17 protein-coding genes are annotated in these 18,158 nt (G+C 71.8%); 10 read left to right on the top strand and 7 right to left on the bottom strand.

Features of this window, described 5'->3' with window-relative positions:
* Positions 1-205: 205 nt before the first annotated feature.
* The gene (locus ACFRCG_RS20250; protein WP_380033290.1) at positions 206-763 is read left to right on the top strand and encodes a DUF4291 domain-containing protein; all 558 of its coding nucleotides are present in this window, start codon (positions 206-208) and stop codon (positions 761-763) included.
* 16 nt (positions 764-779) lie between these two features.
* On the opposite strand, the gene ACFRCG_RS20255 is transcribed toward ACFRCG_RS20250, so the two are convergent.
* Positions 780-1,571, bottom strand: a complete 792-nt coding sequence (locus tag ACFRCG_RS20255; protein ID WP_380033292.1) for an SDR family NAD(P)-dependent oxidoreductase — start codon at positions 1,569-1,571, stop codon at positions 780-782.
* 102 nt (positions 1,572-1,673) lie between these two features.
* On the opposite strand from ACFRCG_RS20255, the gene ACFRCG_RS20260 reads away from it, so the two are divergent.
* Positions 1,674-2,363 carry a TetR family transcriptional regulator gene (locus ACFRCG_RS20260; protein WP_380033294.1) on the top strand — a complete coding sequence of 230 codons (690 nt, stop codon included), beginning with the start codon at positions 1,674-1,676 and terminating at the stop codon, positions 2,361-2,363.
* 466 nt (positions 2,364-2,829) lie between these two features.
* Here ACFRCG_RS20260 and ACFRCG_RS20265 read toward each other — a convergent pair whose 3' ends face one another.
* Together ACFRCG_RS20265 and ACFRCG_RS20270 are read right to left on the bottom strand one after the other, a co-directional pair.
* Positions 2,830-4,230 (bottom strand): sensor histidine kinase, encoded by a 1,401-nt coding sequence (locus ACFRCG_RS20265; protein ID WP_380033296.1) that lies wholly within the window; start codon positions 4,228-4,230, stop codon positions 2,830-2,832.
* Positions 4,227-4,880, bottom strand: a complete 654-nt coding sequence (locus ACFRCG_RS20270) for a response regulator transcription factor (protein ID WP_380033298.1) — start codon at positions 4,878-4,880, stop codon at positions 4,227-4,229. Before ACFRCG_RS20270 ends, ACFRCG_RS20265 begins: the two co-directional genes overlap by 4 nt.
* A 243-nt stretch (positions 4,881-5,123) precedes the next feature.
* On the opposite strand from ACFRCG_RS20270, the gene ACFRCG_RS20275 reads away from it, so the two are divergent.
* From ACFRCG_RS20275 to ACFRCG_RS20300, 6 genes are all read left to right on the top strand, one after another.
* On the top strand, positions 5,124-5,705 hold the full coding sequence (locus ACFRCG_RS20275; RefSeq protein WP_380033299.1) for a hypothetical protein: 582 nt from the start codon (positions 5,124-5,126) through the stop codon (positions 5,703-5,705).
* Positions 5,706-5,715: 10 nt separating this feature from the next.
* The gene (locus ACFRCG_RS20280) at positions 5,716-7,128 is read left to right on the top strand and encodes a peptidoglycan-binding protein (RefSeq protein ID WP_380033301.1); all 1,413 of its coding nucleotides are present in this window, start codon (positions 5,716-5,718) and stop codon (positions 7,126-7,128) included.
* On the top strand, positions 7,125-7,898 hold the full coding sequence (locus ACFRCG_RS20285) for an ABC transporter ATP-binding protein (RefSeq protein ID WP_380033303.1): 774 nt from the start codon (positions 7,125-7,127) through the stop codon (positions 7,896-7,898). Before ACFRCG_RS20280 ends, ACFRCG_RS20285 begins: the two co-directional genes overlap by 4 nt.
* On the top strand, positions 7,892-9,127 hold the full coding sequence (locus ACFRCG_RS20290; RefSeq protein WP_380033304.1) for an ABC transporter permease: 1,236 nt from the start codon (positions 7,892-7,894) through the stop codon (positions 9,125-9,127). Before ACFRCG_RS20285 ends, ACFRCG_RS20290 begins: the two co-directional genes overlap by 7 nt.
* A 607-nt stretch (positions 9,128-9,734) precedes the next feature.
* Positions 9,735-10,796, top strand: coding sequence for a hypothetical protein (locus tag ACFRCG_RS20295; protein WP_380033306.1), 1,062 nt, complete (start codon positions 9,735-9,737; stop codon positions 10,794-10,796).
* Between the two features lie 193 nt (positions 10,797-10,989).
* Positions 10,990-12,039, top strand: a complete 1,050-nt coding sequence (locus tag ACFRCG_RS20300) for an SIS domain-containing protein (protein WP_380033307.1) — start codon at positions 10,990-10,992, stop codon at positions 12,037-12,039.
* Positions 12,040-12,085: 46 nt separating this feature from the next.
* On the opposite strand, the gene ACFRCG_RS20305 is transcribed toward ACFRCG_RS20300, so the two are convergent.
* Positions 12,086-12,487, bottom strand: a complete 402-nt coding sequence (locus tag ACFRCG_RS20305; protein ID WP_380033309.1) for a winged helix-turn-helix transcriptional regulator — start codon at positions 12,485-12,487, stop codon at positions 12,086-12,088.
* Positions 12,488-12,588: 101 nt separating this feature from the next.
* Between ACFRCG_RS20305 and ACFRCG_RS20310 the strand changes: the two genes are divergently transcribed.
* Positions 12,589-13,227 carry an NAD(P)-dependent oxidoreductase gene (locus ACFRCG_RS20310; RefSeq protein WP_380033311.1) on the top strand — a complete coding sequence of 213 codons (639 nt, stop codon included), beginning with the start codon at positions 12,589-12,591 and terminating at the stop codon, positions 13,225-13,227.
* Between the two features lie 91 nt (positions 13,228-13,318).
* On the opposite strand, the gene ACFRCG_RS20315 is transcribed toward ACFRCG_RS20310, so the two are convergent.
* Positions 13,319-14,482, bottom strand: a complete 1,164-nt coding sequence (locus ACFRCG_RS20315; RefSeq protein ID WP_380033313.1) for an ROK family transcriptional regulator — start codon at positions 14,480-14,482, stop codon at positions 13,319-13,321.
* A gap of 112 nt (positions 14,483-14,594) precedes the next feature.
* Positions 14,595-15,341, bottom strand: coding sequence for a GntR family transcriptional regulator (locus ACFRCG_RS20320; RefSeq protein ID WP_126643061.1), 747 nt, complete (start codon positions 15,339-15,341; stop codon positions 14,595-14,597).
* Between the two features lie 605 nt (positions 15,342-15,946).
* Between ACFRCG_RS20320 and ACFRCG_RS20325 the strand changes: the two genes are divergently transcribed.
* Positions 15,947-17,122, top strand: coding sequence for a chitinase (locus tag ACFRCG_RS20325; protein ID WP_380033443.1), 1,176 nt, complete (start codon positions 15,947-15,949; stop codon positions 17,120-17,122).
* Between the two features lie 34 nt (positions 17,123-17,156).
* Here the strand turns inward: ACFRCG_RS20325 and ACFRCG_RS20330 are convergent, their stop codons facing one another.
* Positions 17,157-18,065, bottom strand: a complete 909-nt coding sequence (locus tag ACFRCG_RS20330) for a GNAT family N-acetyltransferase (protein WP_380033315.1) — start codon at positions 18,063-18,065, stop codon at positions 17,157-17,159.
* Positions 18,066-18,158 lie beyond the last annotated feature (93 nt).

The raw sequence follows: 18,158 nt of genomic DNA on the forward strand, positions 1-18,158 counted from the left end.
GGCCGTCGTCGATGCGCGGGCTTCGCGGAGGGTGATCGAATGGGTTCGGAGGGTGGCGTATGGGGGTGGGATCCGCTGGTTCGGTTGATTTGCCGGTGCGTTGGACATTCGAGGCAGGGCGAAGGTTGTAGTGAGAGATGGCACATCGAGGTGGGCCGGGAAAATGCGTGGCCGGGGGAGGGTGGGGCCGGCAGCGTGTCGGGGCATGGTGATGTTGCGTCGGATTCGGGCCGACTTCGATGCGCGGTCGTTGGTGGTGTACCAGGCGTATGCGCCGGCCATCGCCGAACCGGCTTTGCGGGAGGGGCGGTTCGTGGCGCCGTTCTCGTTCGGGCGGATGACCTGGGTCAAGCCGTCGTTTCGCTGGCTGATGCACCGCAGCGACTGGGGGCGCAAGGCGGGCCAGGAACGCGTGTTGGCCGTGCGGATGACTCGGGCCGGGTTCGAGGAGGCGCTGGCGCGGGCGGTGTCGACCGAGGGGTCGGTGGCGGGCGCCGATGTGCATGTGCAGTGGGATCCGGAGCGGTCGTTGCGTGGTGCGGCGCTGAATCACTACAGCATTCAGGTGGGGATCGGGCGCGGATTGATCCGGACGTTCAATGAGGAGTGGGTCGTCGGCATCACCGATCTGACGCCGCTGGTACGGCGGTTGGCGGGATTGGTGAAGGACGGGCGGGTCGCACAGGCGCAGCGCCTGTTGCCGCCGGAGAAGCTGTATCCCCTGCCGGCGGCGGTGGCGCGGCGCGTGGGCGTGGACGGCTGAGCCGACGCGTGGGCCGTCAGGCGTGCGTGCCGCCGTCCACTCGGATTTCGGTGCCGGTGATGAAGGCGCCGTCGTCGGAGGCGAGCATCGCGATGACGCCGGCGATGGTGTCGGGGCCGGCCATCGGGGCCCCGCCCGATTCGAGGTCGGTGGCCAGGATCGGGGAGAGTTTGGCGAACAGTTCCCAGTCGGTGTCCGCGGGAAGGTAGCCGGAAGTCGCGTCGGTGATACCGGACTTGATGCTGCCCGGGGCCACGTTGACCGCGCGCAGGCCCTGCTTGCCGTATTCCAGGGCGAGGGCGTGCGTGAAGGATTGGATGCCGCCCTTGCTGGCCGCGTAGGCCGCCATGTAGGGGTGGGCGAAGGCCGCGGAGGTCGAGCTGAAGTTGACCACGACGCCGTTGCCGGTCTCCAGGAGCGCGGGCAGGGCCTCGCGCGTGACCAGGAACGTGCCGGTGAGGTTGACCGTGATGATCCGGTTCCACAGGTCGAGCGAGGTCAGGTGGGTGTGCTCGGCGCGGAGGATGCCGGCGGCGTTGACCAGGACGTCCAGGCCGCCGAGTTCGGCGATGGCGGATTTCACGCCCTCGGTGACGGACGATTCGTCGGCGATGTCGAGCACGAGGGTGTGCAGGCGCTCGGCGGTGCCTTCCGCCGTGGCGCGCTCGCGGGTGGTGGCGAGTCCTTCGGTGACCACGTCGGCCGCGACTACCCGGCCGCCTTCGCGCAGCAGCCGTAGGGCCGTCGCCTGCCCGATGCCGGAGCCGGCGCCGGTGACGAGGATGCGGCGGGTGTCGAAGCGGTTCATGTGAGTGCCTTCTTTCCGGATGGTGGTGAGCCCCCGCCTTGCACGTTACGCCTAACATGCACGTTGTGCCATTAATTCCCGTGGCGGCATTAGAATGGGCGGATGGACGGTGCTGCTGCGGCGAGTGGGGCGGGTCGGGGCGGGCGCGGGGCGCGGGTCGGGCGGCCCTCGTTGACCGAGCGGCGGAAGGCGGACACCCGAACGGAGGTGTCCCGGGCGGCGGTGCGGTTGTTCGCGTCGCGGGGGTTCGACGAGACCACCGTGGAGGACATCGCGGACGCGGCCGGCATGGCGCTGCGGACCTTCTACCGCTACTTCCGGAGCAAGGAGGAGACGGTCTCGCCGGTGCTTTCCGCCGGGATGGCGGATTGGGTCGAGCGCCTGGCGGGGTGGGATCCGGAGGCCGGGCTGCTCGCGGCGATGCAACTGAGCTATCGCGCGGCGATGCGGCATGCGCGTGAGGTGGACGGGGTCGACGACGCGCAGTTGCGGGTGATGTTGCGGGTGGCGGACGGGCATCCGGCGCTGCGGGCGGTGTGGCTGGCGGTGCACCACGAATGCGAGGAGCGGTTGCGGCCGGTGATCGCGGCGCGGTCGGGGCTGTCGGTGGACGACGCCGACGTGTGGCTGACCGCGGGGGCCGCGAACGTCGCGGTGCGGGTCGCGATGAGCCGGTGGGCCGCGGGCGACGGCGACGCACACGAGGCGGCGGAGCACGTGGCCACCGCCCTCGCGCGCGTTGCGCGTGGCGGGCTCTTGACCCGACCAGAACCCGAGCCGGGCGGCAACTAGGCGGCCCGAAAGCACTCACGGGGCCGGGGTGCTTTGTCCGGCGTCGGGCGCCGGGTCGCGCTGCGGTGGCCTCAAACGCCGGCCGGGCTGGGCGTGGGTCGCGCGGCGGCCGGGCCGGCCGGAGGCGCTTGCGGGGTCGGGGGTTTTGGCCTGCGTTGGGCGTGTGGTTGTGCTGGGGTGGCCTCAAACGCCGGCCGGGCTGGGTTTGTACGTCGTGCTGGGTGCGTGGGTTGCGCGGCGGGGGGTGGGCCGGGGGTACCGGGTGGGTCGGGGCCTGTGTTGGGTGCTTCGTTGCGCTGCGGTGGTCTTGAAGGGGGGCTGGGCCGGGCTGTTCCGGTTGAGGGTTGGTCTTGCGCGAGTGCCTGGTTTGGGACGTGGTTCCTGCTGCGTCGTTGGCCCCGGCGACCGCCTCCTGCACGCGACCCGCCGCATCGACCGTACCCGGGGGGTTGTCGGCGCCGTCGGCTCAGCCGGATGTCCGAGACGCTCGGCTCCCGAAGCCTGCCTTGGCAGGGAGGTCGGGGGCTTGTTCGCATTTGGTCGTGAACTGCGCGGCGCCTGGCGGGAGTTTGTTTGCCGGCGGACTGGATGGTTGGGTTGTTGGGGTTTTGTGGGGTGTGGGTAGGGCTACTGCTATGGACAGGCCGCCGTGTTGGTTGGCTTTTGTGGTGATTCGGGCTGCGTGGGCGTGGGCTATGGCCTGGACTATGGACAAGCCCAGGCCGGAGCCCTTGGCGGAGCCGGTGCGGTTGGGGCCGAAGCGGTGGAAGGGCTCGAAGAGGTCGGGGACGCGGGCGGCGGGGATCACCGGGCCCGTGTTGCGGATTCGGAACGAGCCGGGGGAGACGCCGATCGTGATGAAGCCGCCCGCGTGGTTGTGGCGGACCGCGTTTTCGATGAGATTGGTGACCAGTTGGCGGAGGAGCAGGGGGTCGCCGGCGACCGTGCTCGCGGCCAGGTTCGCGTCCACCCGGACCCCGGCCCGCTCGGCCGCCGGGCGGGTTTGGCGCAGGACGTCGGCGGTCAGTTCGTCCAGCGCGACCGGCGACACCCGGACGTTCCCGCGCTCGCTCACCGCCAGATTGAGCAGGCCGTCGATCAGCCGCTCCGTGCGCCGGTTCAGCGCCAGCAGGTGTTCGCGGGTCTCGGCGATGTCCGCCGGCGAGTGCGGATCGGCGAGGCCGATCTCGATCGCCGTGCGCTGGATCGTGAGTGGAGTGCGCAATTCGTGTGAGGCGTTGGCGACGAACAACCGCCGGCTGTCGAAGGATTTCTCCAGCCGATCCAGCATCCCGTCGAACGTGTCCGCGAGTTCCTTGAGTTCGTCGTCCGGCCCCGGCATCGCGATCCGCTCGTGCAGGTTGTGCTCGGACAACCGGCGCGCGGTCGCGGTGATGCCGTGCACCGGGCGCAGTACGCGGCCCGACATCCACCACCCGACCAGGATCGAGGCCGCCGCGAGCAGGAGCAGGGCGGCGCCGAGTACGGTCAGCAGTTGGCTCATCGTCACCTCCTGGCCGACCGAGCTGGCCCGGCGAATCCGCTCCAGGGGCAGCGTGTACTGGGCGTACGCCCCCGGTTCGGCCGGCTGCGCCGGTGCGGTCTGTACGGGGGCGGCCGGGGCGAACGTGGCCACGTCGCCCGAGGCGTCGAGCGACAACGTCCTGGCCATCGCCGTCGGCAGCCGCTGCGACACACGCTGATCGACGAACCAGTACACGATGCCCAACAGCACCGTCCCGACCACCAGCGACATGCCGCCGTACATCAACGCCAGTCGCGCCCGCGCCGACGGCCGCCGGAACACCGCCCGCCGGAGCAGTCGCAGATCGCCCGCAAGGCCGCGCGCCGCCACCACGCCGCTCATATCAGGTACCCCGCGCCGGGCACGGTCCGGATCACCTGGGGGTCGCCGAGCTTGGCCCGCAGCTTCGACATGGTCACCCGTACGGTGTTGGAGAACGGGTCGATGTTCTCGTCCCAGACCCGCTCCAGCAGTTCCTCGGCGCTGACCACCGCGCCGTCGGCCGCCATCAGCGTGGCCAGCACGGCGAATTCCTTGTGCGCGAGTCGAACGTACTCGCCGTCGCGGGTGACTTGGCGCCGCGCGCTGTCCAGCACGATGCCGTGCTTCTCCAGCACCGGCGGCACCGCCGGTGTCGCCCGACGCCCCAACGCCTGTACACGCGCCAGGAGTTCGGCGAACTCGAACGGCTTGGGCAGGTAGTCGTCGGCGCCGAGGCGCAGCCCGGCCACCCGCTCGGGCACGGTCCCGGCGGCGGTCAGCATCAGGATCCGGGTACGCAGCCGCCCGGCCACCACCCGCCGGCAGACCTCGTCACCGTGCGTGCCGGGCAGGTCGCGGTCGAGCACGAGTACGTCGTAGTCGTTGACCGCCAGCCGCTCCAACGCGCTCTCGCCGTCGTACGCCACATCGACCGCGATCGCCGCCCGGCGCAGCCCTCGGGCCACCAGGTCGGCCAGCAGTTCCTCGTCCTCGGTCACCAGGACTCGCAAGGTTTCGTCGCTCCGCTTCGGGGCCGATGGGGGGAATTGGGCGACTTCGAGTCGGCCCCCACCGTTTATACGCGACCCCGTGTTAGCTCCGGATAACCAATTCGGGTGACGGCCGGGAAACCCGCCGCCACGTAGACCTGCTGTCGCACATATCCCGTCCATGACGCCGTGGGCGGTGCGTGCGACCGGACGTCCGGACCATCGGGCCGGACGACGGCGGGATCACAGGCGGGAGCGGCAGTGATGACGAGGTTCGGGCGCACGGGATCGGGACGGCCCCTGGTGTTGCGGTGGGCGGCCTGCATGGTTCTGGTGGGCGGCCTCGCCTTGACCACGGCCGGATGCGGGGGCGACGACGGCGGGTCGGCGAAGAACAAGGTGGCCTCGGGCGGCGGCGCCGGCAAGGACCAGAAGGCGGGCGGTCAGCCGGGCTCCGGCAAGGACGACGCCAAGGCGCGCTACGAGCAGATGGTCAAGTTCGCGAGCTGCATGCGTGAGAACGGCATCGACATGCCCGACCCGGAGCAGGGCGAGGGCGGTGCGATGCGGATGCCGGCGATGACCATGGACGGCGACATGAGCAAGACCGAGAACGCGATGAAGGCGTGCGAGAAGTTCCAGCCCAAGCTGGACTTCGACCCCAACGACCCCAAGTACAAGGAGTGGCAGGCCAAGCGCGCGGCCTGCATGCGGGAGAACGGCGTGGAGAACATGGACGACGGCGGTGGTGCCGCCGCGGTGACGATCGACGCGAGTGACGACAAGGTCATGAAGGCGATCGAGATATGCAACAAGAAGGTCCCGCCGTTCGAGAAGCAGAAGTAGGGGCCGCCCCGTGGTTTCGATCGACACCCCGCAGCAGTTCGAGGGGGAGAGCACGTCGCAGCCGGTGGCCCCGGATCGCACGGCGTACCCGCGCGATCGGCGCCGGCGCCGGCGGCGGCGCGCACTGGCGGCTGCACTGGTCCTGGCCTCGGCGGGCGGTGCGGCGGCGGTACTGCTGTCCGACGGCGGTGACGGCTCCGACGCGTCCGCGAACCGCACGAAACTGGACGCCGTACCGGTGACCCGCGCCGATCTGGTCGACCGGCAGAACGTGGACGGCAAGCTCGGGTATGCGGGCACCTACTCCGTGAACGCGGCACCGCCCGGCGCGGACCCGGAGGCGCTGGGCGGCGGTGCCAACAAGCCGCAGGGCGGGACGGGCGGCAACGGGGGCAACCCCGGCGCCGGCCCGGGCACGGGCAAGGGCCCCGGCACAGGCTCGACCTCAGGTGGAGGTGGAGGCTCTGCGACCGGCGGCGGCAACTCGTCAACCGGCGGCGGCAACGCTCCCGGCACGGGCAACGCTCCCGGCACCGGCAACGCGCCCCCCGACGGCGGCAACAACCCCGGCCCCGGCACCATCACCTGGCTCCCCGGCGTCGGCGACACCCTCGTGCGCGGCGACCGCGTCTACGGCCGCGACGGCACCAAGGTGCCGCTGTTCTACGGCGAGACGCCGTTCTGGCGGGCGCTGTCGGTCGGCGTCGACAAGGGTGTGGACGTGCGCGAACTGGAGCAGAACCTCCAGGCGCTGGGCTACGGCGGGTTCACCGTGGACGAGAAGTTCACCGACGCGACGGCCACGGCGCTGAAGAAGTGGCAGAAGGACATGGGCCACAAGCAGACCGGCCGCTTCGACCCCGGCGACGCGGTGGTACTGCCCGACTCGGTCCGGGTCGGCGAGGTCACCGCCACGCTCGGCGCGAGTTCGCAGGGGCCACTGCTCAAGGCGAGCGGTACCGGCCGCCGGGTCACCGTGAACCTGCCCGTGAACAAGCAGACGCTCGCCACGAAGGGCGCCAAGGTCCAGGTCACCCTGCCCGGCGGCAAGACCGCGAGCGGCACGATCACCCAGGTCGGCACGGTGGCCAAGGAGGGCGACCAGTCCCCGGGCGCGCCGTCGGGCGGTGACAAGGCCACCATCCCCGTCGACATCGCGCTCGACCAGCCCAAGGACGCCGGCACGTTGGACGGCGCGCCGGTCACCGTCGGGTTCACCGGCAAGGAGAAGAAGGGCGTGCTCACCGTCCCGGTCAACGCGCTGCTCGCCCTGGCCGAGGGCGGCTACGGCGTCGAGGCGATCGAACCCGACGGCGGCACCCGGCTGTTGAAGGTCGAACTCGGCATGTTCGCCAACGGACGGGTCGAGGTCACCGGCGACGGCGTGACCGAGGGACTGAAGGTCGGGGTGCCCAAGGCATGAGGAGGTACCGCAAAAGCTCGCCGGCCGGGGCCGAGTCGGCCTCGGCCGCCGGCCCCGGCGGCGCGGCGCCCGTGATCGAACTCGACGGCGTGGGCCGGTCCTACCCGGGCGGCGTGCATGCCCTGATCGACGCGAACCTGACCATCGAGGCGGGCGAACTGCTCGCGGTGGTGGGGCCGTCCGGGTCCGGCAAGTCGACGATGCTGCAACTGATGGGCACGCTCGACCGGCCGACCGAGGGTGTGGTGCGTCTGCTCGGGCACGACATCGCCGGCTTGACGGATCGTCAACTCTCCGGCGTGCGGGCGAACTGGATCGGCTTCGTGTTCCAACAGTTCTTCCTCACCGACCACTTCACCGCCGTGGACAACGTGGCCAACGGCCTCTACTACCACGGGATTCCGGTCCGCGAGCGGCGCGAACGCGCGGCCGAGGCGCTGGCCCGGGTCGGCCTGGGCAGTCGACTCGACCACGTGCCGCGGGAGTTGTCCGGCGGCGAGCGGCAGCGGGTGGCCATCGCCCGCGCGCTGGTGGCCCGTCCCGCGCTGGTGCTGGCGGACGAGCCGACGGGTGCGCTCGACTCGCGCTCCGGCGCGACGGTGATGCGGCTGCTGCACGAACTGCACGCGGACGGCACCACGATCGTGGTGATCACGCACGACCCGGGCATCGCCCGGTCGTTGCCCCGGCGGGTGGAGATCCTGGACGGCCGGATCCACGCGGACAGCGGCGTGCCGAGCGCGGAGCCGGCGGGGGTGGCCGGATGGTGATCCTCGGTCGGGACCGGGGCCCCCGGTCCACACTCGTCCCGCTGCCGGACACCGCCCGGCTCGGTCCGGTCGACGTGGTCCGGGTCGGCCTGCTCGGCGTGCGCGGTCGGCCGATGCGCGCGATCCTGTCCGGTCTGGGCATCGCCATCGGCATCGCCGCGATGGTCGCCGTCCTGGGCATCGGCGCGGCCAGCCAGGCCCGGTTGATGGATCAGATCCGCAGCCTGGGCACGAACATGCTCTCGGTCGGACCGGGCGAGAACATGTTCGGCACCCGGCTGCAACTGCCCGAGGACGCCGTGGACATGGTGCGCCGGATCGGTCCGGTGACCTCGGCGAGCGCGACCGCCCAACTCGAGGGCCGGAGCGTACGCCGCACCGACCGGATCGACCCACGCGAGACCAAGGGCATCACCGTCGCGGCGGCCCGCGAGGATCTGCTCGGCACGATCGGCGGCCGGGTCGGCAAGGGGCAGTGGTTCAACGCGGCCACCTCCCGCTACCCCACGGTCGTGCTCGGCGCACGGGCGGCGGAACTGCTCGGGGTCGACGGGCCGAACCGGCAGGTGTGGATCGGCGACCGCTGGTTCACCGTGATCGGCGTGCTGAAGCCGGTGCCGCTGGCCCCCGAGGTGGACCGTTCCGCGCTGGTCGGCTGGCAGGGCGCCAAGGACCTGCTCGGCTTCGACGGGCACCCGACCCGGATCTACGAGCGCTCCGACGAGAACGCGGTCGGCAACGTTCGCGACGTGCTCGCGGCGACGGCGAACCCGGCCGATCCCGGCGCGGTCAAGGTGAGCCGTCCGTCGGACGCGCTGGAGGCGCAGTTGGCCGCCAAGAACACCTTCACGGGCCTGTTCGTCGGGCTCGGCGCGGTGGCACTGCTGGTCGGCGGGGTCGGGGTGGCCAACACGATGGTCATCTCCGTACTGGAACGCCGCCAGGAGATCGGCCTGCGGCGTGCGCTGGGTGCCGGGCGCGGGCAGATCCGACTCCAGTTCCTGACCGAGGCGGTGACCCTGTCCGGCCTCGGCGGGGTGGCCGGCGTGCTGCTCGGGCTGATCGTGACGAGCGGGTACGCGCACGCGAAGGGGTGGCCGCTGGTGCTGCCGTGGCCGGCCATCCTGGGCGGCGTCGCGGCATCGGTGGCGATCGGCGCGCTGGCGGGGTTGTACCCGGCCGGACGCGCTGCGCGACTGCCACCCACGGAGGCGCTGAACGGGGCCTGAGGGCGCGGACGCGGCCCGGGCCGGCCGCCGATCGGGTGGAGCTGGGCAAAGGCTGGGCAATTCCTGAGTGTGGGCTGGGCAAGATTTCACCCTCGCCCCCACAGACTCGCGTCACCGACCGTCGACGAGACCGTCCGACTGCGGATTTTACCCTCCGCGTTCGGACGGTTTCGCCACGTGTGGGCCCGAGTTGGTGATTTCGCTAGCGGCGCGGACCGGCCGACCGAGGGGAGGAGTCGGCCGATCCCGGCGGGGTACCGAAGCCGCGCGTTCCGCATCGGTGCAGGTGGGAGCGGGAGAGGAGGGACAACGTACGACCAGATGATGACGCCGAGCCGGTCATGTCATCGATTCGGTTGACGGTGGCCGGCGGCGAGAGTCGGTAATCTTTGAGACGGAAAAGCGGTTCACCACCCCCCGCATCGCCCGGTCGACCGGAACCAGTCGCAACCGCGGAGCGCCCGCCCTGCGTCAACCCACCCGACCGGTGTGTCGTGTCCTCGTCCTACGATGACGCGGCAGAAGGGCAGGGCGTGGTGGACACCCATCACCACCGGCTCGGGTCCGGTGCGGTCGGACTCGACGAGTCGTTGGGGGTTGATCAGCAGTGTTGCGCGTTCTCGACGATCGCCGGGACGACGGCGACGACGTCGCCGCCGGCGGGTCCGCCCCTGCGGGCACCCTCATCGCGTCGCGGCGGCCCGACGCGGCGGAGACGAACGGCGGGACCGCGGCGACGACCCCCTCGAAGGCGGACCGCGGCGGTGTCCGGGGCGTGTTGTGGTCCGCTCCGTGGCAGCTGCTCCTGTTCCTGTGGCGGACGTTGTGCGGCGAGTGGCGCGGCATCGTGGCCGACCCGGTGCGCCAGTTGTGGCGCAGTCGCGGCAAGGGCCTCGCGCTCGCAGTGGTGGCCAGCTCGGCGGTGATCTTCTTCCACGCGATCGGGCAGACCCCGGCCGGCAAGACCGTGGTCCGGCTCGTCGGTGGGGTCAGTGCCGACCTGCCGCTGTGGTTGGCGCTGCTGCGCACGCCGATCTCGCTGTTCGTGCCCGCGCTGAACCTACCGGTGTGGGCCGGCATCACCCAACTCTTCCTGGCGTTCGCGATCGCCCAGCTCTCGCTCGGCGCGGGCCGCACGCTGATGGTCGCCTACGTGACCACGCTCGCGGGCACGATGGGCGCCCGGATCATGATCGCGATCGGCCCGGACCACGCGCTCGGCCTGCCGTCCTCGGCGGCGCACGTGTTGGACACCGGTCCGTCGGCGGCCGTGGTGGGCCTGTTCACGTATCTCTCGATCATCCACCGCGCGCCCATACTCTTCACCATCACCGGCGGGTCGATGGTCCTGGAGTCGATCATCCTGCCCAACCTCGCCGGTCGTGAGCACCTGATCGCGGTGGGTGCGGCGATCGTGCTCGGTCTGCTCGCGGGGCGGACCCGGCCGGGCTGGTTGGCCTGGACGGACGGGCCTCGGGAGCGGGTGCGGGCCGTGCTGGCGGTACCGGTGGCCAAGGTGCGCATGCTCGGCGCGATGCCGGGTGTGTTGTGGTCGCGGGCCAGGCGGAACGCGCGACGCGAGGCGACGGCGGTGCCGGTGGGCACGGTGGACCTGAGCAAGGCCGACCTGGACGGGGTCGTCGCCGGGAGGGCGCGCGAGAACGCGTAGCCGGATCGGGCGGAAGCGGCGGGCATGCGCGGAGCGCGTGCCCGCCTTTCGTTTGCCTTTCGTGTCGCTTTCGGCTGCCCGCGATAGTGGTCTAGACCAATATTGCCCGGTGCTCGGCGCGGTGGGTACCTTCGGGACACCGCGCCGGAGGTTGTTCCGGGGCGGGTCGCCGCAGTCCGGAGGTAGCACCCGCATGCTCGATTCCCCCGTGCCCGGGTCGGTGATGGCCCGTGAGATCGCGGCGCAGCCCGAGGGGTTGGCGCGGATCCTGGCCGACGGGCTCGGGCCGATCCGGGCCGCCGCGGCCGCGATCCGGGCGCGCGATCCGAAGTTCGTGCTGTTCACCGGTCGCGGGACGTCCGACAACGCCGGGCTGTACGCGCGCTATCTCACCGAGGTCCTGCTCGGCCTGCCCGCCGGGCTCACCTCGATGTCCACCACGACCGCGTACCGCGCTCGGCAACGGCTGGCCGACTGCCTGGTCGTGACGGTGAGCCAGTCGGGGGGTTCGCCGGACCTGATCGCCTCCGCCCGACAGGCCCGCGAGGACGGCGCGTTCACCCTCGCGGTGACCAACAACGCCGATTCGGTGCTCGCGCAGGAGTCCGACCTGCACCTGGACGTACTGGCGGGCCCCGAACTCGCGCTGCCCGCGACCAAGACGTACACGGCCGAACTGCTCACGCTGTTCCTGCTCGTGGACCACATCCGGGGCGGTACGGGGGAGGCGGCTCTCGGGCTGCCCGCCGCGGCTCGGGCGATCCTGGAGCGGCAGGCGGAGATCGAGGCGCCGGCCGAGCGGTACCGGTTCGCGGACCGACTCGTGGCGACCGCGCGCGGCTACGGATATCCGACCGCGTGCGAGGCCGCGTTGAAGATCATGGAGACCAGCTACATCGGCGCCCAGGCGTTCTCCGGCGCGGACCTCATGCACGGGCCGCTCGCGATCGTGGACCGGGGCTGGCCGGTACTGGCGGTGGCGCCGGAGGGCGCGGGCGGCCGGGCGCTGCGGCCGGTGCTGGATCGGCTGCGCGAGCGCGGCGCGGACCTGTTCGTGGTCGGCGCGGCCGAGCCGGTGGCCGAGTACGGCCGGGGCTTCGTGTTGCCGGGCGGGGTGGCCGAGGAGGTGTCGCCGATCCTGGAGATCCTGCCGCTGCAAGTGCTCGCGCGCGAGATCGCGCTGGGGCGCGGGTGCGACCCGGACGCGCCGCGGGCGCTGGCGAAGGTGACGGAGACGCGGTAGGCGGGGGCGGGCTCGGGTGGCGCCGCCCCCCGGGCTCGCGCCGTTTTCAGGCCGTGCGGTCCAGGTTCATCGACGCCTCGCGGGCGTCCAGGAGTTCGTCCCAGTGGGCCGCGGCCCACTCGCAGGCGGCGGCCATCGGGACCAGCATGCCGCGCCCCAGCGGGGTGAGGGCGTAGGTCACCCGGCGGACCGGGGTCTCGGACGCGGTGCGGCTGATCAGGCCGTCGCGTTCGAGTGCGCGCAGGGACTGGGTGAGCACCTTCGCGGTGACGCCGTGCATCGGTACGCGCAACTCGGAGAAGCGGCGCGGACCACCCTCCAGGCAGCGGATGATCATCCCCGCCCACTTGTCGCCGAACCGGATCGGGGACAGGTTCGACGGGCAGACCGGGTCGAACATGTCCGCGCGCAGTGGTTCTCCCGTGAGTTCCCCGGTGGCCTCGCTCATGTGTCCACCGTAGTCGGTATCCAGGAGGTAACCACGACCCCGGATAGCGTGCGCGGCGGTGGTCGACACAGGGATCGACCCGGAGATACGGGGTGTTTTCGATGAGCGAGATCATCGTCTTCGGCGCGGGTGGACGCACCGGTCGGGCCGCGATCGCGGAGGCGCTGCGGCGTGGGCACGGGGTGACCGCGGTGGTGCGTGATCCGGCGAAGTACGCGGACCTGGCCGGGGAGCGGGTGCGGGTGGTCGCCGGTGACGTGACGGACGCGGACGCGGTGGCCGAACTCGCGGCGGGTCACGACGGGGCGATCGCGGCGGTGTACGACCCGGCGGCGCCGACGGCGGACTTCTTCACGCGCGCCGTGCGGGCGCTGCGCGACGGGCTGGACCGGGCGGGCGTGCGGCGACTGGTGTGGGTGGGGCTGGCCTCGGTGTTGCCGACGGCGTCCGGCGTGTTGTTGATGGACACGGCGGGATATCCGCAGGACTACCGGGAGTTCTACCTGGCACACGGGGCGGGCAACGCGGTGCTGCGCGAGGCGGGCGGCGGGCCGGACTGGGTCGTGTTGAGCCCGGCCGGGGACTTCGATCACGCCGGTACGCGCACCGGCGTGTGGCGGCGGGCCGACGGTGACGTCGAAAGCCGGGTCTCCTACCCCGACTTCGCCATCGCGCTGCTCGACGAGCTGGACACCCCCACCCTGCACGGCGTGCATGTCGGGATCGCGGACGGCCGATGACCGGCCGGGTGCCCGGCGAGCGTGTGGCGGACGCGGGATAGATGGGCGTGCGCGGCGGGTGCCGGTGCCGCCGTCGGGCTTGCGGGTGGTTCTAGGCCCTTGCCGAGCCGGTGTGTTCGACCGCGAAGAGGCGGTGTTCGGCGCGGTCGAGGGCCACGCGGACGGCGCCCAGGGCCACGCCGTCGGCGCCGAGGGCGGACAGTTCGACGCGCGGCATGCGCAGGCACAGGCGTTGCAGCTCGGCGGTCAGGGGCGGTACGGCGTCGGCGAGGCCGGCCGCCCAGCCGCCGATCACCACGATCTCCGGGTCGAGGGCCAGGACCAGCGCGGTGACGTCGTGGATCAGGCGTTGGACGAAGCGGTCCACCGCCTCGCCCGCGGTGCGGTCGCCCTCGGCCGCGTGCCGGAACACCTCGCCGACCGCCGCCTCGTCCAGCGGCGGCAGGGGGGTGCCGGTGGTGGAGAGCAGGTTCTCCGGGGTGACCTGGCGGCCGAGCAGGTGCAGCGCGCCGATCTCGCCGGCCGCGCCGCCGAAGCCGCGGTGCAGCCGACCGTTGATGAACGAGCCGGCGCCGGGGCTGAGGCCGGCCATCACGTAGACGATGTCGTCGGAGCCGACCGCCACCCCCTTCCAGCGCTCGCCGATCGCGGCCAGGTTGGCGTCGTTCTCCACCTGGACCGGACAGCTGAACGAGCGGCCGAGCCGGCCGCCGAGGTCCAGGCCGGTCCAGCCGGGCATCGCCGAGGACAGGGTGACCACACCCTCGGTGTCCACGATGCCGGGGGTGCCGACGCCCACGCCCCAGAGCGAATTGCGCGAGACCTGGGCGCGCCGCAGGGTCTCGCTGACCGTGGCGCGGACGCGTTCCAGGCGGTCCTCGGCCTCGCAGCCCTCCTCGACGGTGCGGGCGGCGCGGCCGATGATGGTGCCGCCGAGGTCGGCGAGGACGACCCGGATGCGGTGCACGCCGACGTCGATGCCGAGCAGGTGGCCGGCCTCCGCGTGGAACCGGAAGCGCCGGGCGGGACGGCCGCGCGGACGGCTGCCGTCCTCGCCCTCGGCGGTGGTGGTCTCCACGACCAGGCCCTCGGCGAGCAGACCGTCGACGACGCCCTCGACGGTGGGTCGGGACAGACCGGTGGCCTCCATCAGGGCGGTCACCGTCAGCACCTCGCCGCCGCGCAACGCACGCAGGGTCGCCGCGGAATTGATCCGCCGGACCACGGAGGAATCCCCGCCGGTCGCCTGTGCCACAGCTTTTGTCCTCTCCCCGCGTCGTCACACGGGACGTTCGTCCGGGCCGCCGCGCCCGTCATGCACGCCGTCGTCGCTCAGGCGCGGATGGTACCCAGATTTCGGGTCGGGATCAGGACGCGGGCCGCAGCGCGGTCGGCCCGGCCTCGGCGAAGGCGAGCCGGCAGGTGTCGGCGCGGTAGGTGGCCACGGTGACCGCGGCGGTACGGCCGAGCGCGGTGTACGTCGTCGTCACGACCAGGACGGCGGTACCCGGCGGACGCTCCAGGTAGCGCGCCTCCTCGGCCTCGGCCACGGCCAACTCGACCGCGCGGTGCCGTCCTTCGAGGCGGTGGCCGCGCAGCTGGCGCAACATCAGCGACGCCCGCTCGAAGTTCGGAACGCGGGTGGAGAGGGAGGGGACGACGGCGCGCGAGACGTAGAGGCACTCCAGGCCGACCACCTGGCGCATGGAGAACTGGCGCCGGCGCAGGCGGTGGACCAGGGCCGAGGGGCGGCCCTTGAGGGTGTCGGCGAACTCGTCGGTGACCGGCACGGTGGCGCAGTCGATCACCTCGCGGTCGCGCAGGTCCACGCCCGGCCAGCCCTCGCCGTCGGCGCCGAGGGAGACGTCGACGCGAGGGCCGGCGACCGTGGTGCCGGCGCCGCGCTTGCGGACCAGGCGGCCTTCCAGCTCGAGCTGCTCCAGGGCGTGTCGCAGGGTGGCCCGGGCGACCCCGAAGCGCGCGGCGAGGTCGCGCTCGTTGGGGAGGATGTCGCCGGAGTTGAAGTCCTCGTCGATCGCCTTGAGCAGGGAGGTGCGCAGCTGCCAGTACTTGGGTTCGCCGAAGACGGCCGTCTCGTCCGGCATTGTCGCCATGCTGCTCACGGACGCCCCCTCGGCTCTCCGACGCCTGCTCGGCGCGGATTTATTGCATGCTCGGTTTACTAAAGACGGTTGAATATAACCGCGTCGGACCACGAAAGGTCCAGACCAAGTCGGATGAACTTCCCGGTGACCTGTCTCACATCGCCACATGCGACGCGACACCTCCTGCTCGACCTGCGCAAAGGACACACCCCGCCGGGGCGGGCGTGAGGTGAGGGAATCGCGGGGGAGGGGAGCCGAGCGCCGGGTCGGGTTCCGGCGGGGAGCACGCTCGGGCCACACCCCCGACGAGGCCGCACGCCTCCACCCTGCGGCACGGCGGGAACCACCCGACGACTTGGTTTGCTCACCCCGGGGACGTCCGGACGAACATTCGGGGACGAGCCGTCGAGGCGAGGTGCGCGCGGCACGCGCCGGGCGGGCGGTGGGCGGCGGCCGGCCGGCAAAATTGGTCCAGTCCAATGTATTGACGGTGTGGGAGGGGAGGGCCACGCTTTGGCCATTGGTCTATACCAAGTCCCCCACAGGAGTCCCCCGTGGCACGTCGTTTCGTCCCCATACTTGCCGCTGCCGCCGCGTCCGCCGGGTTGCTTTCGATGTTCGCCCTCACCGGTGGAGCCACCGCCGCCGGGCCCGCCGCGTCCGCGCCGGGCGGTGTCGGGAGCAACTGGTATGCCGCCGCCCCCTACCTCATGCCGCTCGACAACGACCCGCCGGACGCCGGTGCGGTCATGGACGCCACCGGCCTGAAGGCGTTCCAGCTCGCGTTCGTCCTCGCGCCCAACGGCGGTGGTTGTACGCCGACTTGGGACGGAACGAAGCCGGTGTCCACCGATACCGCGGTGGCGGGCGTGATCGCCGCGATCCGGGCCAAGGGCGGTGACGTCTCGGTGTCCATCGGCGGCTACGGCGGCACCAAGCTCGGTCAGACCTGCGGCACACCCGAGGCGACCGCCGCCGCGTACCAGCAGGTGGTCGACAAATACGGGCTCAAGGCGCTCGACTTCGACCTCGAGGAGCCGGAGTACGAGAACAGCGCGGCCATCCACAACGAGATCGGCGCGGCCAAAATCCTCCAGCAGAAGAATCCCGGCATCTACATCTCGGTGACCACGGCCGGCACCGCCGACGGCACCGGCTGGTTCGGCAAGCAGATGCTCAACGAGGCCAAGGCGCAGGGCTTCACGCCGGACAACTTCTCGATCATGCCGTTCGACGGCGGCTTCAACGGAGCGGCGGCGCAGACCTCCGCGCTGACCAACTTCAACGCCATCCTGCGCAGTACGTTCGGCTGGGACGCCGCCACCGCCTATGCCCACGAGGGCATTTCGCAGATGAACGGGCGCAGCGACACCGGCGAGTACTTCTACCAGGCGGACTTCCAGACGGTCTACGACTACGCGATCAGTCATCACATGGCGCGCTTCACGAACTGGTCGGTCAACCGCGACCGGCAGTGCACGCCACCGGACAACGGTGGGCGAACGTCGGGCGTGTGCAGCAGCGTTCCGCAGGCGCCCTGGGACTTCACCAAGTTCTCGGTACGGTTCGCGGGCGCCACGCCGCCCACGACACCGCCGACCACGACCCCTCCGACGACCACCCCGCCGGGCGACTGCACGATCGCGGCGTGGGATCGGGCGGCGGTCTACCAGGGCGGCAACTCCGTCTCCCACAAGGGCCATTCGTGGAAGGCGAAGTGGTGGACGCAGGGTGAGGAGCCGGGAACGACCGGGCAGTGGGGGGTGTGGCAGGACCTGGGGCCCTGCTGATTCTCCGCCTTCCTCGCTGCGCCGGCTCTGCCCGTCAGCGCGATCGGCCCACCGGTAGGTCGAGTTGATACTCGGTCGACCGGTGGGTCGGTCGGTAGCCGAGGGTGTCGTTGATGGCGCGCATCGCGTGGTTGGCCTCGGCGGTGTCGGTCAGCAGCGCGGTGAGGTTCGGGTGGCGTTCGCGGGCCTGCCGGATGGCCTCGGCCTTCATCCACAGGCCCAGTCCGTGGCCTCGGTGCTCGGGCAGGACACCGGTGCTGTAGTGCTGACCGTCGCCCTTGCCGTCGCCGGGAACGACCAGTTCGGTGAAGCCGGCGATGGTGTCGTCGGCGGTGTCGATCGCGACGACCGTGTGCAGCAGCTCGCCGCGATCGGCGATCGCCTGGGCCGCCGCACGGAGGCGTTCCACGTCCCAGACGACCGTTCCGTAGTCGGTCTCGCCCATCGGCATGTCGTCCATCGCGCGGCGGGAGGCGGCGAAGGTCTCGGCCAGTGCGTCCGCGACGGTGCCGTCCCAGGAGTGCAGCCGGTAGCCGGGGTGGTCCCGATCGGCGATCGCGGCCCACGCCGCGTCGCCCGGCTCGTGGTCGGTCAGGGGCAGCCGGGTGTAGATCAGGGTCAGCACGTCCCGGAATCCCCGCTCGGACAGGAACGCCGCGCCCGGCGAGTCCGCCTTGGCCTGGGCGAGCAGCGAGCGGCGGCCCGCCTCCCGGGCGGCCTCGACGGCCGCGTGGAGCAGAGCGGTACCCACGCCGTCGCGGCGCTCGGCCGGATGTACGTGCACCTCGAGCTCGGCCAGGTGATCCTGGCCGGGTTTGTCGAACAGCCGCAGGAAGGCGGAGCCGCGTGGGATGCCGTGGGCGTCGGCGGCCAGCCAGGCCAGGCGGTGGGCGCTGGGACTCCGCTTCGGGTCGGTGAGCGGGGTGAGGTAGGTCGTCGGCAAGGGGGCTCCATGGGTGGTGCTCGGTGCTCGGTGCTTCGCGTATCGGTGGGTGTGCTTTGTGCGTGGTGCTGCGGGTTCTCGGCGGTCGGACGG

Source organism: Embleya sp. NPDC056575 (genome assembly GCF_042793325.1).
Classification (GTDB): Bacteria; Actinomycetota; Actinomycetes; order Streptomycetales; family Streptomycetaceae; genus Embleya.